We start from the raw sequence: 17802 nt of genomic DNA, 5'->3' as shown, positions 1-17802 counted from the left end.
CCAAATCGAATATATTCTTAAAAAAGACTTAACCTATGCTACCAAGAAATCCAAGGCATCTAATGTATGCCATATTGCTGATCGCTTTATCAGTAGTGTGTACCTCAGCATTGGCAAATTACAAAGTCCATCATCTTATTACCGATATTCTCCCAGTCTATAATTTAGATCATGACGATTCAGCTTCTTTGGAAGATGAAACAACTGCCAATTCTGATAAAGTTACAACATCCACAAATGTATCTACTGCGCCCAATAGGGCCGAAGGAATATTTGCAAGTACTGCCATGTTCTCCACGATTATTACCAATGGTGATGAAACCGTTACCTGTAGTAATGATGGTAGTACCATGGTACGGTACAACCTTTGCGGTGATTTTGATAATAGGGTAGTGACCTTACAGGCTGCCTATAGCAGTTACCAATGGGAACGATTTAATCCTAGTGGTAGTTGTGTTTTTGACGTGAATACTGAATGTGCCAATACTACGGCCAGTTGTTGGAGTGTAGTAAGTAGCAGCTCAAACTTTAATATCAATGCCAGTACCATCAACTCCTCAACGGGGGCGGGCTTTAGAGTCCGAGTGAATGGTTCCGGACCCTATTATTATTTCAAGGTTAAAAAGAGCACCATTACCCAGACCTACGTAAAACGTAACTTTATATGCGGTGCTCCAGGTAGAATTCAAATTACCAACTTATCCAGTGCTTATGAGTACAGTATTGATAGCGGTAGTGGTTTTGGACCTTACCAAGGACCTATATTTGACAATTTACTACCAGGGACTTATGTAGTTAAAGCTCGACTTCAAAATACCTCCAATACATGTGAGTATCCTTACGAGCCCATTGTAATTGAGCAAAGGGATATGGATATTGATGTCACTTTTGTTGATGCCCAGTGTAGTGGCGATACAGGAAGTATAACCGTGGTCGCCAATAATGTTCCTGGGCCATTTAAATACACCTTATTGGATTCCAATGGGGTGCCTCAAGAATTTACCTCATTTATTGCAGCCAACAGCTATGTTTTCAGTGCTGTTGGTTTTGGAACTTACAGTGTGAGGGTAGAGACCCAACAGTGTAAAGGAGATCCTGCGAATGGCATACCACCCCCAACTGAGAGCTTTGATATCAATGGCAATCCTATTGTTATAGGTAGTGGTATTGTAGCCTTAAGCGCCTCCACGGAGGTGAACAATAGTTTTGGGTGTAGCGTGGCCAGTGTGGATATCACAGTGAGAACCTCAGGAGGTACAGCTCCTTACACGTTTACAGTAAACGGTGGCGCTACGGTGAGTCCATCGTATACCGGATCCACAATATATACGGTAACCTCTCCAGGTTCCTATGATTTCTTTATCACAGATAGTAATGGGTGTACCATTACGGCTTCTGCCGATGTAGAGGTGCTTACACCGCCAGATGTTACGGCAAGCGGCGTAGATGGTACCTGTAGCAATGGTGGGGCCAAAATAAATTTCACCGTTGTAGATGGTAAAGGGTATAATCTTTCTTTTAGGGCAACCCCTGCTGATGCATGGAGTACTAATACCCAATTATCGGTGACCGCAGGAACCTATAACAATATGCAAGTACGCTACCAACAAGGTGGCTTTGATTGTATTCTCACATTACCCAATTCTGTAACGGTAACCACAACGGGCGCTATTAATGGTTCAGCCGTTAAATTGGCAGATAGGACCTGTGATGGCACAGGAGGTACCATTGGAGGATCTATAGAATTTCAAGGACCTTTTTCTGGAGGTTCTGGTAGTGGATATGTCTTTAGTATTTCTGGAGATGCCCCAGCAAACTTTTCAACCCAAACCCTTTATAATAATCTCGCCCCTGGCACCTATATTCCCATCATTAGGGATTCCGGTGGATGTAGGGTGCAATTACCCTCTATTACAATTACAGATGTTGCTCCTCCAACGGGGATTGCCTTTGCCCAGAGCAATGTAAATTGTGGGGCGGGAACAGCAGATGTACAATTAACGGTGACCAGTAGTTTTGCTATTGCTAAATATGAGATAATTAGTCCGGCACCCGTTGTAGATAATGGCGGCAGTAATACTTTTATAGGCTTAAATACTGCTACGGCCTACCAATTTAGGGTCACAGATATTAATGGATGTACCTATACCAGCAGTTATACGCCGGCCAATATTAGTTCCATTAGGGCTAGGGTCAAGGCAGGAGGGGATACCAGAGTGTGTTCGGGAGGATCGGATGGTACAGGAACCTTTTTGATAGATGGATTTGCAAATAATTATACCTATAATATAAATGGTGGTACAGAAAGTGCCCCACAAAATGCAGGGGAGGTAGTATTACCACCCTCAGGGGCTGGTGTATACGTTATTAATGTAACAGATGTGGATACGGGTTGTACCGATTCTACATCATTTACGATCACAGAGCCTGCAACCCCTATCGCTTTAGGGGGAACTGTTACGGATATGAACTGTCAGAACAATAACATTGGTAGGGTAGTGGCCGATGCAACTGGAGGTTGGGGCAACTATAGATATACTTTAGTGTATCCTGGAGGAGCGCCTATTGTTGGTCCAAGGACCAATAGGACCTTTGGGAATCTGTCTACCCCGGGAACATATAATTTAAGCGTTACTGATGCAGAAGGTTGTACTGCTACTTTTAGTTTTACATTGACCCCGCTGTCATCACCAACTATAAGTCTAGATGCTGCTACAGACTATTGTTATGTCCCAAGTACAGGGGCAACAGTAGTGGTTAATGCAGCGGGAGGAACCCCTGGTTACCAATATCGGATCAATGGCGGAGCTTTACAGGCCAGTTCCACTTTTGCCGGACTTACACCAGGTAGTTATTCGGTAGAAGTTTTTGATGCCAATAATTGTTCCAGTCAATTAAGCGTAACCATAAACCCACAATTGAGGGTGACCACTACCATTTCTACAGATATTCCTTGTGGCGGAGCAGATGGAAGTATACGTGTTGAAGCAACCAATGGATACTTAGTGGGAGCTGGCCCTAAATCATATGAAGTAATTTATGACGATGGGGTTACCGTAACTACGAGTCCCTCAACTCCTTTGGCCACCAACGTCTTCTTTTACAACACGAACACCAGTGGAACTTATATATTTAGAATAACGGATAACGAGGGATGTATTGCAGAATCCAATCCTTTAGTTTTAGAGCCACCTTTGGCGATTGAAGCCACGGCAACAGCAACACCTGCAAGTTGTGGGCAAGCAAATAATGGAATTGCTACCATAACACCCGATGCAACTATTGGCGTACCGCCTTATGTTATAAGTTTCGATGGAGGCCCATTTACTTCACAAACCACGTATTCCAATTTAACTGCTGCGACAACCTATAATTATATTGTAAGGGATTCAAGAGGTTGTGAGACCACTGGAAAAATGGTTACCATTCCTACAGATGGAACTCCTCCACCCGATGCCACAGTAGTTCCGGTTGATGCCACTTGTGGTGCAGGGATTGTTGAAGGAAGCATACAAATAACCGGGGTAACGGACGGTGTTGCCGATTTTACCTATATCCTGCAAGATCAATTTGGTGTTGAATTGGATAGAATTGGACCTACGGCAAGTACTGTCGAGACTTTTACCAATGTTATTCCAGGAAATTATACGGTGATTACCATAGATAGGTTCGGCTGTAATGACATAGACAATGTAACCATTATTCAGACAACCGTGGACGTTGTACCAGTTGCTCAAAGTCCATTGGTCTGTAGTGCTACAGGATTTTCTAATACAGTGGATATTTTAGGGGGAACAGGACCATTTGAAATTAGATTGGTTGAAGTGCCAGCCAATGCTTTTGAAAGTCCAAATCTTGGACCTAGAAGACACACGTTTAACGGTTTGCAATATGGGGTTTCTTATACTGTAGAAGTATCGGATTTAGGGACCGGTTGCACCTATTTAGATATTATTGATCCAATAGAAGGTCCTAATTTGTTGGACGTAACAGCAACCAGTACCGCTGGTTTCTGTGATGTCAATAGAAATGGACAGATCTCCTACACGGTAACAGGTTTGACCGGACCCGGTATTAGGATAGAATTGGTAAATTCGGATACAGGTGCTAGTCAAGTAATAGTATCAGACCCTGGTTTCGTAGGTGCAATGTATTCCAATACCTATGAAACGCTCCCAGGAAACTATCAGATTGTAGCAACTGATCTAGGCGATGATTGTACAGATGCTGCTCCGATCACCATCGACCAGAACCTACCTTCCATTTTTATATTGCAGGACGATCCTGCAAATTGCAATGCGGACGGACAATTTACTGTTCAAGGGTATGGCGGTGCAGGGGGACCTTATGAATTTGCCTATGTACCGCAAGGGGATACCCCAGATTATGATGGTACTGCAACGCCAGCTGATCTTTCAGATGACTTTACAACACAGACCACAGCCTCTAGGCCTGCTGGAAATTATGATATTTATGTTCGGGATATCAGTGGTTGTATTTCATTTGGAATAGGGCAGATCGTACAAATTGATCCACCATTGCCCGCACCGACCATTGCGGTAATCAACCAGTGTGATAATACGGCAACGTCTTTTCAAATAGATGTTACCATGCCTATGACTGTTGATACGCCTAGATTTACTCTTGGAGGAGTCACCCAATTTGGAAGTCCAAATACAACAACTTTTTTCGTGAATTCCCCTGGATTCTACACCATAGATGTTATTGATGCCAATGGGTGTACAAGTACGGCTATTGCTGAGGTGTATGAATTTGTATCTGCTTCTGGTGGTTTTACTACCATACCGACCTGTGAAAATCTAGATGGAACCATCAGTGTGGTTACAGATGGAGGTAGTGATGATTTTACCTACCAATTGCAGGACGGAACTGGAGCAAATATTGGAGCTCCAATAGTTGGAGATAGAACCGCAGGTGTATTTACCGGGGTAGCACCTGGAAGTTATAAGGTATTGGTGACAGATAATATTGTTAGCGATGGTACGGGAAACTGTTTCTTCTTAGTGGACAATATTTTCTTGGCCGATCCCACATTACCGGTTATTAGCGCAGTTTTGGATCTTGATGTTAGTTGTGCAGGCGATAACAATGGTAGTATAGATGTAATTCTTACCAGTGGATCTGATGTGGATACCCCCATCACCTATAATTTGGTAGATTTTGATACTAGGGCGTTATTGGCTTCCAATAATTCTGGATCCTTCCCTAATCTTGCTCCAAGACGTTATGACGTTGAGGTGGTAACGGATAGAAATTGTGCCACTCAAACGGGCTTGGTGGATATAACTGAACCTTCACCGTTTTCCATTTCGGCATCGGCACCCGATTTTTCCTGTGAGGTCGGAGCCAATAGATTTAGTTCTACTACCATTACTGTAAGCATTGTTGATCCGGGAACGGCTGCAGGAGGTTACCAATACAGTTTAACAGGTTTTGGGAACTACCAGAGCAGTAATCTATTTGAAATTATTGATAATGGCGCTCCACAAGACTTTACCATCTACGCAATAGACGGCAATGGCTGTCAGGACACCTTTGTATTGCCTACAATTAATCCACCAACAGATGTGGTGCCTGCACTTAGCGTTATCCGAGACCTGGATTGTAGAGATCCAGAGCAAGTACGTATTGATGTGGTGGGAACCACAAGTTTTACAGTGACAACCAATTCGGTTGTTCCTGTAGCCCCTGTCGTTGTGGTGGGCAATAGTTTTGCACTGATAGATTTACCAGTTGCCGGAGACTATCTTTTTGAAATAACCGACAATATTGGTGGTTGTACCTATCCTTTACCGAAGCATATGGTAGATGAACCTGTAACACCCACTGTAGTTATCAGTGAGGCAAAACCTATCCAGTGTTTTGGCGTAGATGATGGTGAAATGGCCATTACGGTTACAGATTATGTAGGTAACTATACGTACAATGTGTACAGAAGTGATGATTTAACCGCCTCCTTATCTTTGGCAACAGGGAGCTTCCATACTTCCAATAACCCAGAAACCATTACTGGACTCCCGGGAGGTAATTTCTATGTGGTCGTAACCTCAGATGATTTACCGTTTTGTTCAGGAAATAGTAATGTGGCAACCATAAGAAGTCCAAATGGAGCGCTAGTTCTTTCGGCAATAGAATTAGGGAACGTAAGCTGTGATGATAATCTGGGTCAAATCCAGGCTACTGCCCAAGGTGGGTGGGATACTGCTCCTTATGACTTTAGTTTGGCCATTGAAAGTCCTGCTGGTAGTGGAATTTTTGTGGGTGTTGTCCCTTTTGGTTCAAACAATGAATTTGAAAATTTATCTAGTGGAAATTATAGAATAACAGTTAGGGATATTGAAGGATGTGAGGCATCCATAGATATTCAACTAAGCCCAATACCTCCAATCATAGCTGGTATCAGGGAACCTCAGGCCTTGATCTGTCCTGGAGGTAACAATGCAATATTGGAGGCATATGATACAACAACGGGTACCATTCTTACTGCCTTGGCAGGTGCATCTGGAGGTGTTCCAGGAGCGGGGTACAAGTATAGATTATTGTATTTGGGAAGTAATGACAATACAAATATAGTTTCAACTGGAGGATTACAGGATACCCCAACGTTTGGTGGGCTATCTGGTGGTTACATTAGTGCTGGTTGGTACGCGATTGAGATTTCTTCCGGTTTTGCTTGTGTAGGGGTAACTGTTCCCTATTTCGTGAATCCACCACCCCCAATAGATCCCAAATTGGTACAGGTTCAAGCACCTGGTTGTGGGGGACAGGGTCAAATACGATTAAGTGTTGAAAATCCTGAAGTTGGATATGTGTACGAATACAGGGCGTTCAATGCCTTGCCTACAGACCCCTATATTGATATGGTCGGGACTTCGGTATTGATTACCGTTGGACCTGGATTTTATCAATATGATATACGTAAGAAGGATGTTTCAGGATTGAACGTTTGCGATAGCGTACGTTCCCAGGGGATAACCTTGGTAAATGCGGAAAATGTAGATCTTGTATTGAACTTGCCGGATGATATATCCTGTGCTTCTGAATTGGACGGAAGGATTGAATCCTTTGCTGCTGGTGGGGTTGGTAATTATCAATTTCAGTTATGGGTGGGTGATCCTGGCGATCCTTTTGCTCCTAATGCGTCTGCAACCTTATTTAGACCTACCCAAAATGATGGGACATTTGAAGGCTTACCTGAAGGCAATGATTATTATGTGAGCGTAATCAGTGGTGTAACCTGTGGTGATGTAAAGGGACCTTTGGTTATATTGAGACCAGAACCTATTCAATTAACAGCTGTACCCAATGCGGTATCTTGTAATGGCCTGTCCGATGGTTCCATTGAAATAGAAGTGCAATCAGGTGGAGTGGGATTATTGCAGTTTGCCATATCCCCTAATTTCAATGAATTCTTTAGCGAACCAACAACACCGGGCCAGTTTGTTTTTGACGATTTGGATGCTGGTACCTATGAAATATTGATCTTGGACGAAAAGGGATGTTCAGAGAAAAGAACCTTGACAATACTGGAACCAGATGTTTTGACAGTATCGTCCATAGAGACTCCCGAGACATGTATAAACGCTATGGATGGTTCGGCACAGCTTACCATTACAGGGGGAACCCCGTTTGTGGATCCTGTAACCTTGCAGACATATTATGAAACCAGTTTAAACTCTTCGGATCCAGCAGATTTTGTGCGAAATGATGCGCTATTCTTTGATAATCTGGTAGGAGGGGATACCTATGTGGCTTTTGTTAGGGATGCCAGAGGTTGTGAAACCAATGTGGTAATGCCCATTATAATAGGTGTAGACCTAATGGCTGAGGCCATACCTGAGTATGGGTGTGAGGGAATCTTCCCCAATAGCACGGTTACTGTAGAAATGCAGGATCCTAGTGTGCTTCCCAGGTTACTGTTTTCTTTGGATGTTGATGATATTTCCTTGGCAGATACCAATTTTACATTTGGAGATCTGCCACCCGGAGACCATGTCGTGTATTTGTATCATGAGAACGGATGTTCTACTTCGGTATCATTTACCATAGATGCTTACGATCCTTTGACACTTGAAGCTATCAAAACTGGCCCTAATGAAATTACGGCAACAGCAACAGGTGGTTTCGGCAACTATGAATATTTCTTTCAAGGCTATTCCTCAGGTGATAACAATGTGTTTACTCTAAATATGGATGCCACGGTAACCATAAGGGTAGTTGATGAACAAGGCTGTAATGTTACCATAACCATCCCATTTGATTTTACAGGGGTTCTGGAAATGCCTAATTTCTTTACTCCAGACGGAAACAATATGAACGAGCTTTGGGCTCCAGGCAACCGGGAATTGTTCCCAAATTTGGAGGTCAAGATTTATGACCGTTACGGTAGGGTGGTTGCCATATTGGATCAGGTTAAAGGCTGGGATGGTAAATATGAGGGCAAAGAGGTGCCCACAGGGGATTATTGGTATGTTGTTAATGCCAATGATGCTGATAAACAACAATATGTAGGGCATTTTACACTCTTCAGATAGCTATATTATTAAAGTTAAAAGCTTGAAAAATAGGTGTTAAAAATTTTTAACACCTATTTTATATTTATAAGACTTTTTTTGACTTGTCATTCTAAGTATTATCCTATATTTGCAATCCGAAAATTAGATAGTTTCTATCCTAAATTTTTCGGGGTGTAGCGTAGCCCGGTTATCGCGCCTGCTTTGGGAGCAGGAGGCCGCAGGTTCGAATCCTGCCACCCCGACCAACAAAAGCCAGACAGCAATGTCTGGCTTTTTTGTTTTCCAATGCGTAGCGCCGCTGGGTGCTTAAGCAGTGGAAAACAAAAAAGACAAACAGGCGAAAGCCTGTACTGGATTTTCTTGAGCACCGGTGCATTCCTCTCCTCACCTCCGGATCGTCGTCGGATGCAATATCAGGATCACCGAGTGCCAACGAGGTAATCCTATGCCTTGTTTCCAGACTCAGGTAAAAACAAAAAACAAACAGGTGTGGGCTTGTGATTGGATGGTCTTTCCATTTATGTTGCCGGAATATAAATATCAAAAGTAGTGCCCTTATCCAGTTCACTGGTTGCCGAAATGAAGCCATTATGGTTCTCAACAATTTTTTTTACGATAGCCAGCCCGATGCCAGTTCCAGGATATTGATCCCTGCCATGGAGTCTTTGGAACACTTCAAAAATCTTTTCGGAGAATTCTTCTTTAAATCCAATACCGTTATCTTTGAATGAAATATGTAAATAGGTTTGGCCGGGCCTAATCCCATCTTGGTTCAAGGTATTGCCCTTAACTATTTCGCTTCGTATTTGTATACGTGCCGGATGTCCTGATTTTGAAAATTTAAAGGAATTGCTAAAGAGATTGAGAAATAATTGTTGAAATTGAAATGGGATTATATTGACTTGTCCCAGCTCTTGCACCTCAATTATTGCCCCTTCAATAACATCCGTTTCGGCGAATTCTGCTTTGACAGATTCTACAATGTCATTTAGTTTTGTAAATTCAAATTTACCTTTATTCGTATTGGCGTAGGATAACGCAAGTAAATCCTGGATGAGGGTTTGCATTCGGTCCGCTGCATTATGTATCCTCAAAAAATAGTTTTTACCCTTTTCGGAAAGGTTTGCCAATTCGGTATCTAGAACCTGTCCTGCAAAGGTTTGGATTTTACGTAAAGGCTCCTGAAGGTCATGGCTGGTAATGTAAGTAAAGGATTGTAGCTCTTTGTTCATTTTTTCCAGCTGTTTGTTTTGGTTTTTGAGCAACTCATTGGCCCTTTTCCTTTCCGAAATATCTTGGTAAGAGGTTACCGTATAACGTTCGGAGTTGAGCTTGATTATTTCAAAAGAAATCATCACGGGAAAGACCTCGCCAGATTTACGGGTATACTGAACTTCAAAATCCTTCAATGCACCCGTTTGCTTTAATCTCATCAGGAGCTGCTCCGTTTCATCAATGGACATGGCCTTAATTTCATCAAGGCTTCTCTTTTCTTGAAGATATCCGAATATGTAGGCAATTACCCTTTCGTATTCCTGAGGCCCTATCAGCTCCAGTTCCTCAGAGGTTTTTCCAATAACTTCTTCCTTAGTGTAGCCAAATGTGCTACAAAAAAGGGAATTTACATATTTTATCTTGTTGGTTTCAATTTCTGACAGCGCCATGGGCACTGGGTTACTGTCAAAAATCTTGTAGAATCGTTCCTCGCTTGCTCTTAATTCTGCCTCATGTTTTTGCTGTTCTGTAATATCCTGTCCCGTTCCAGACATACGAACTATTTCGCCTTGTTTATTGGTAAATACCTTTCCAGTGCCTTTAAGAGACTTGATTTTCCCATCAGGGCATGTTATTCTATGTATTAATGTATAGGATTGATGGTCTTTATACGCTTGCTGTACCGTAGCATTCATTAACTCTCTGTCATCAACATGAATGTAACTGAGAAAGGATTCATAATTGGGTTCAAATTCTTCAGGGTCTAATTCATAAATCCTGTATAGTTCATCAGACCATTCAATTTTATTGGACCTCACATCCCATTCCCAACTACCTATATGAGCAAGTTCTTGAGCTTCAATGAGCTGTGAGGTTTTTTTGTTTATTGTTTCTTGGGCTTGCTTTCTAAGTGATATATCGCGGAGGAATCCAATAAAAATATGGCTGTTGTTAATTTTTGTAGCAGAAATCTTCAATTCAACCGGAATTTCAATCCCGTCCTTCGTCACTGCGAACATCTCTACTGGTTTGTTAATGACCGGACCTTCACCGGTCTTCAAAAAATGCTCCATTCCTTTTGTATGGCGCTGGGCATATCGTTCGGGTATTATCGTCTCAGTCAAGAGTCTTCCAACTACTTCATCTTTTTTCCATCCAAAAATTTTCTCGGCCTCGGGGTTCCAACTTAGAATTATTCCATTTTTGTCAATGCTGATTACAGCATCTGGTGCAAACTGGAGAATGGCCTGCATTTCTTCGTATACCTCCTTTAGGTTGGATTCCAAGAAGCTGGAATGCACTAAATGCTCATGGATATCTGTCTGTGTGCCAACCCAACGAATTATGTTCTGTTCACTATCGTAAATAGGTAAGACCCTGGTTATAAAAGATCTGAATTTACCATCTGCCCCTTTAAGTGGAAAGGTCACTCCAAATGGTTCCCCTGTATCTAAAGCCTCTTTCCATCCCTTCTGAACCATACTTAAATAGTTAGGGTGAATCAAGGATTGCCAGCCCCAGCCTTCCATTTCTTCTTTCGTAGTACCTGTAAATTCATACCACCGTTGGTTATACCAGAATACCCAGCCGTCAGCATTCGCCATCCAGGCCAAATTTTGAATATTATTGGCAAGCGTGCTGAATTGGGTTTCGCTTTCTTCAATTTTATTACGCGCCTCTACTTGTAGGGTGATATCTATCAAGGTGTTGATAGCACCCGATAAGTTACCATTTGCATCGAAGGTGGGTTGTGGGTTTGGAATGATATGGCGCCTACTTCCATCAGGCCGCTCAATTAGAATTTCAAAACTAACAGGCCGCTTTTCCTTTAAGGCCAGAGCCATAGGACATTCTTCAAGTGGCAAAGGAGTGCCGTCTTGCCTATAAATTTTCCAAGAACCGCACCATAGGTCCTTGCCTATCAAGGGTTTGGTCCCCCATAGTTCCGCTGCCGCCTCATTGTATAATTGGATATACCCTTCTGCATTGCAGGTATATACGGCTATAGGCAATCCAAATAATAATTCACGATACCGAGCTTCACTATTTTTTATCTCTTCATTCAATAGTGCCAACGAAGAAGCGGTGGTCGGTTCTTTGATAGATTCTTTATTGGATTTTGGAGGGTTGGATCTCATAGTATTATAACATCTATTTAAAATCGCCCTACCACATTTTTCGGGAAGGTTATGGGCGTTTAAAACTTTTATGTCGGCATTATTGCTGACATGTTTAGTCCTTTTCCATCATAATACAAATGATTTTAGTAATTCTTATGTCTTTATTATTATGGAATTAGCAAATACCTACATAAGTAACTGGTGGAGTTTTGGAATCTCTACATTCATTTTATAGGAATCCAACGATAAGATAAAGATAGTGAAATTAATGTTAGTTGCTGTTGGGCACCTTTATTTCAGGATTAAATATTGGGTTGAAGGCTTTATTATCTTTTTGCTTTACTGATTTCTTATTATGGGGTGATGGGATTAACGCTGTATTTCTAATAATGGATTCTAAATATTTTTTTTTTAAAAAGTTGTATTTAAATCTAATCTTGATCTTCTCTACTTTTTTGGAGTCAATTTCCATCATAATTCCTTAACTAAACCATCAAGAGCTTCATTTTTGGATTAAAAAGACACATTATACTACAGACCATAGCCCAAACCATAAGTATCACTTAAGAGGTAGTCATTAATTCGATATTCTAAAACTACATGCAGTTGATCAACTAGCCTCTGTCCCAATTGCGTTATAATTTTTGTGTTATCTTTTCTTTGATATTGAACAATCATTTATAGTTGGGTTGGGGCATTTGAATGTGTACACTGATAACTATAATTCCAGAAAATTTTTAAAATATAGGAAAGGAAATTTATTCAGGTATCCTTATTCGATAGATTTACAGCCGCTGTAAAAATATCCATATAGAGTATATAACAGTTCTGTTAAAAGAATATTATTACTTGAGATATAGGGTTATGGAGAATGAAAGCAAGCACAATATTACCATGTACCAAAGAATTTAACCTGTTAAGCCGTCACCCTACAACTCATAGGAATCCATATCCGATTATAAAAAATAAAAGGACAAAGGACTTAAGATGGTAGGGCAGCTTTAACTTATAGTTGCAGTTATAGTATCCCCACTAATAGTTATAGGATATACCTTTAATTCCCTGGTATTGCCTGTAGTATTTTGGGGCCCCTGAACTATTGCACCATTTTGTGTGTATTGTGCGAAATGTAGCTGGCATTCAATGATTCCATTGTTTTGTTCCCAGACCAAGGAGCCACCTTGATGTGGACAAACAGCCTCAGTGGCCACAAAATCACTAGGTGTATTCCCAGAACCAATTTTAAAAAATAGGATCGAACTTTTTTTAGTCTGATCACCTATATTAGCTATGCTAGAAAGAGCAATACTTACCATCGCAGGTCCGCCTCCGTTTCCGGGCGGATCAACAGTTGGACTCTCATCACCGGAACTACATCCGGCCAGCATACAAGAACCCGAACAAACCAACAGCACTCCTGCTCCCATTGAATTTATAAACTCTCCTCTTCTCATGGTATTAGATTTTAATGAATTAATACTATTCTATGTCTTTTGGTCCAAGATTAAAGTTTCTTGATATTGCAAAACCAAATCGAACACCCCCATCGGACCAACTTTTAGTAGTGTTCGGTATAAAATTGTTTGTAGTGATATATTGGGAGTTTTGAAAATTTAGGCTAAAAACATGCCCGCCCGTTTCTAATTCTATACCTATCCCTAATGGATTATAGTAAGCTGTGGATAAATCATCAGGTCTACTTAATCCATTTACAATTGTGTAATCGGCTATTAGGGAAATTCGCTTAAATACTTTTACCCTTCCTCCAATCCCAATAGAAAATAGATTCTTAGTGTCTCCTACATCATCTATCTGATCATCAGTTCTAATTAAGTAGCCTGGACTTACCAAAAATGAAACAGAAGGACTAAATTTCCTAGCAAAAATAGCCTGAAAAAAATGAGAAATTCGGTCAGTTCCACTGGTAAATTCGTTGTTAAAAAATGGTTCTCTAGTAATAAAACTACTCTGTTCAAATAATGTAATCGATAGGGGGGAAGTCTTTTCTTTCTGCGATACCAAGCGATATTTGACTAAGGTGTTATAAGTTTCATTAAACTTACTTCTACCAATGCCAATTGTGAGGTCATCAGTTATGCCATAATCGAAACCCAAATAAAGATCGGTAGCCACGTCAAGGCCAAATAATGTACGTGAACCACCAAAATCTCCACCGATATCACCAAATCTATGTCCGACCCAAAAGGAGAGATTTTTTGCTTTCTGGGTTTCATTTGTTTCAAGTAGGACTAATTTGGGACTTTTAAATGTAGCCTGAATTTTATAGTCCTTTTCAGTTGTGATTTGGTCCATTACACTATCTATATCCTGAGCACTGGAGCAATTGAAAGCAATGAGAAATATGAATAAATATAAATTTTTCATTTTGAAACGATTTGATAAGTTGCATATACATGGACATCAATACTTTCAGCAATATTTTGCCATAGTATTCTGGGTATTTTTATATTGTGATCCTCACATTTGACTTGAAAATCTGATTCTAAGAACAAAGTGTCACCATCAATCAATTTAATAGTTGTCTTTAACTCTCGTTCTTTTGTTACTCCGTGAACGGTAAAGTCGCCCTTGAAAATTACCTCTTGATTTTTAGTTGAAGTTATATCTATGGGAACTATACTTATGCCTTTAAATTCAGCATTTGGGTATTTTTCACTTTCCATATAATTTTCGTTGAAATGTTCTTGCATTAAAGACTTTTTAAATTGAAATGATCTTATATTAATTTTAAATAAAATTTCTCCAGTACTACTATTTAACACAGATATGCCTTCGTGGGATTTGGCTTTAATATCTTCTAAAGGGGTTTTGGAAAAAAAGGAAATTTGGGCAGAAGATGTTTGGAAAAATTGCGCATTGACTGGAGAAATCCATAAAATAATAAAAAACACCAAAATCTTATAATAGATAGAATATCTCATAATTTTATTTATTGATTTGAGGTATCTTAACCAGTCAGCCACTTAAATTTAAGCAAATTATATGATATTCTATAAAAAAACTATTGGTCATCAGGCGATTATGAATAGTACAAAGTCTTGACTTTCGGTATTAGTACCGCTATCATTTAACCTACCCAGTAATTTATTAAAATAGAAGATCAACCATAAAATTAACAGTTTTGATAATGATGTTTTTTAGCATTTTATTTTATATTATTTAATCCTATATTTGCACCCCAATAGAGAGGTAAATCTTAAAACATTTGGCTCTATGATTTACTTGGATTATTTCGGGATGTAGCGCAGCCCGGTAGCGTACACGCCTGGGGGGCGTGGGGTCGCAGGTTCAAATCCTGTCATCCCGACCAAGCAGAGAAGTGATTTGCATTTGCAAATCACTTTTTTTATTTCCACGAAATGCAAAACTCAGTTTTAGCATGGAGTGGAAATAAAAAAAGGGTAGGGCGCCAGCCTTCACTTTTCTATTTACAGGGAGGGTTCATTGGGATTCTCCAAATCCTGTTTTTGCAAACGAGTTTGACAACGTAGTTTTAGCATGGAGTGGAAACAAAAAAGTAGCAAGGCGCCAGCCTTCACTTTTCTATTTGCACCTAGGGTTCATTGGGATTCTCCAAATCCTGTTCTTGCAAACGAGTTTCAAAACGTAGTTTTGTTAACGAGTGGAAATAAAAAAAGGGTAGGGCGCCAGCCTTCACTTTTCTATTTACAGGGAGAGTTTATTGGGATTCTCCAAATCCTGTTTTTGCAAACGAGTTTGACAACGTAGTTTTGTTAACGAGGGGAAATAAAAAAAGGGTAGGGCGCCAGCCTTCACTTTTCTATTTACAGGGAGGGTTCATTGGGATTCTCCAAATCCTGTTTTGTAAAAAGAGTTTGAAAACGTAGTTTTTGTAAACGAGGGGGAACTAAAAAAAAGAATAAGGAGCCAGTCTATAATTTTTAATTGACCGGTAGGGTTCATTTGAAAAAACTATTCTTTTCGAGAAATTTACGTTCCTCAAATTTCAAACCGTTTAAGTTATTAGTCCTAATATCTCTCTTTTGTGCTATAGAATCAAATATCGTTACCCAAATCAATTTTCTAATACAGAGGACTTCTTATCATATTCTTACCTTGTACTTTATTTCAAAAGCTTTACGATTGGGACGAATGGATGGTATAGTTTTTGAGATAATTTTCTAATAATTTAATTGTATTATAATCGGTTAATAATTGCTAAGAAGTATGTATACCTTACGTTCTATAGTTTTTTTTATTGTTTTTAGCTTTTTGGGGTTCATTGGGTATGCACAAGATTCAGAATTTATTTTGGGTAAATTAATTGATTCTATAACTAGAGAACCTGTGGTATTTGCAACTGTGAGGATTAAGGATAAAGCATTGGGTGTAATTTCTAATGCCGACGGTAGTTTTAAAATTCCAAAGAGATTTAAAATTAGTGGTGAGCTACTGGAAATATCCTCTATGGGCTATGACACGAAGACTGTTTCGTTATCAAATTTTAAGTATGATTCAATAGAATTGATTAAAATGAAATCTTCTTTATTTGAATTGGATGAGGTTGTTGTTCGAGAAAAAAGAGCTAGGAAACAAGAGCTTACAGCAAGTCAAATTATCGAAAGGTCCATTGAAAAGCTTTCGGAAAACCTACCTGAAAACCCCTATTCTTATATAGGTTATTACAGAGATTATCAATTTAACAATACCATTTATACCAATCTTAACGAATCCTTATTCGAGGTATATGACCAAGGTTTTCGTAGTTCGGATTATAAAGCTTCAAAGTTTATAATTTTAGAATCTATTAACAATACTGATTTTCCAATTGACACTATTGGACGAAGACCTTACGATTATAAAGGCAGGACTAAAACCATACCCAATGCTTTTTTGGACAGTTATGGTGGTAATGAATATACCATTCTAAGAATACACAATCCTATAAGGAATTATAAAATCAATTCTTTTAGTTTTATAAATAGGTTTGAAATTGATTTTACTAGGAACCATATTTTTAACAAAGAGGATGATGTTATTGTTGATGGGAATTTTTTGCATCATATTTCATTTAAAGCTGTAGATTCTTATGCATTAGATGTAAAAGGGCACATATATGTCACCAAGGATAATTTTGCCATTCAGGGCTTAGAATATGCTGTTTATGATAAAGTTATGAATGAAAGAAGTACAAACAAGGATAGGCTACTATTCAAAACAAAAGTTGAATATGTAGAGGAAAGCGGAAAAATGTATCTGAGTTATCACTCTATGGAGAATATCTTTACTGTGGCTCATCAGCCAAAACTACAGCTAGAGCAGGTTACCTTGAAACTTAATAGGAATAGTTTTGTGCTTAAATTCAATAATGCTTTAGAAGATAAATCAGCACTTAGAAAATCCAATTACAACGTGACCTTTAATGGAAAGAAGCTCAGATTAAAAGGTTTGGTTCTAATTGAGGATGTGGTAGAGTTATTTCCAGATTTGAATAATAAAAATACATTGGCCATGTTACAAAAGATAAAACTTACGGGGGAAGGAATTAAGATCAATAACAAAACTTTAAATTTCAATTTGAGAAACTTAAAAGATATTGATGGAAATTTAATTAATGAGAATTGGTATGAAAACAGAAAACAATTCAGAGAATTTTTTGTGCAAAAATTGAAATTAGAAAAACTTAGTTTACCCAATGATAACCTATTCATGGATAAAGGAAAGCCAATTTTCAACGAATTTCAGCCGATTAAAAAAGATGACAGTTTAAATGAATATTGGATGAATTCACCACTACCTAACGTTGAAAATTAATTATACACCTTGTAATAAACTAAGAGTATTGGGTTTTATTTGGATGAATATCCCAACAAAATAAAGGATAAGGGCCAGCCTTCACTTTTCCAGTGAGGGTTCATTGGGATTTTGACAACTCTGAAGTGTCAATC

Annotated in this window: 6 protein-coding genes and 2 tRNA genes; 4 read left to right on the top strand and 4 right to left on the bottom strand. The window is 39.4% G+C overall.

The window, feature by feature from the left end; all coding sequences use genetic code 11:
* The first annotated feature begins 35 nt into the window (after positions 1 to 35).
* Positions 36 to 8555, top strand: coding sequence for a T9SS type B sorting domain-containing protein (locus tag SB49_RS06465; RefSeq protein ID WP_062054952.1), 8520 nt, complete (start codon positions 36 to 38; stop codon positions 8553 to 8555).
* Between the two features lie 149 nt (positions 8556 to 8704).
* Positions 8705 to 8782: transfer RNA gene (locus tag SB49_RS06460), tRNA-Pro, on the top strand.
* A 273-nt stretch (positions 8783 to 9055) separates the two neighbouring features.
* On the opposite strand, the gene SB49_RS06455 is transcribed toward SB49_RS06460, so the two are convergent.
* From SB49_RS06455 to SB49_RS06435, 4 genes are all read right to left on the bottom strand, one after another.
* A complete protein-coding gene (locus SB49_RS06455; RefSeq protein ID WP_062054950.1) occupies positions 9056 to 11890 on the bottom strand; it encodes a PAS domain-containing sensor histidine kinase in 2835 nt (944 codons plus the stop codon).
* A 983-nt stretch (positions 11891 to 12873) separates the two neighbouring features.
* Positions 12874 to 13326 carry a QcrA and Rieske domain-containing protein gene (locus tag SB49_RS06445; protein ID WP_062054946.1) on the bottom strand — a complete coding sequence of 151 codons (453 nt, stop codon included), beginning with the start codon at positions 13324 to 13326 and terminating at the stop codon, positions 12874 to 12876.
* Positions 13327 to 13351: 25 nt separating this feature from the next.
* Positions 13352 to 14257: a DUF5777 family beta-barrel protein gene (locus tag SB49_RS06440; RefSeq protein ID WP_062054944.1), complete on the bottom strand. Its 906-nt coding sequence runs from the start codon at positions 14255 to 14257 to the stop codon at positions 13352 to 13354.
* Complete coding sequence (locus SB49_RS06435; RefSeq protein WP_062054942.1) at positions 14254 to 14814, bottom strand: YceI family protein; 561 nt, start codon at positions 14812 to 14814, stop codon at positions 14254 to 14256. Before SB49_RS06435 ends, SB49_RS06440 begins: the two co-directional genes overlap by 4 nt.
* 312 nt (positions 14815 to 15126) lie before the next feature.
* Here SB49_RS06435 and SB49_RS06430 point away from each other — a divergent pair.
* A tRNA-Pro gene (locus tag SB49_RS06430) sits at positions 15127 to 15203 on the top strand.
* Positions 15204 to 16165: 962 nt separating this feature from the next.
* Positions 16166 to 17668, top strand: a complete 1503-nt coding sequence (locus SB49_RS06420) for a carboxypeptidase-like regulatory domain-containing protein (protein WP_162254204.1) — start codon at positions 16166 to 16168, stop codon at positions 17666 to 17668.
* Positions 17669 to 17802 lie beyond the last annotated feature (134 nt).

The sequence above is a fragment of the Sediminicola sp. YIK13 genome, from assembly GCF_001430825.1.
Taxonomy (GTDB): Bacteria; Bacteroidota; Bacteroidia; order Flavobacteriales; family Flavobacteriaceae; genus Sediminicola.
The sequence above is the reverse complement of the archived record's forward strand: the minus strand, read 5'-3'. Positions and strand labels throughout refer to the sequence as shown.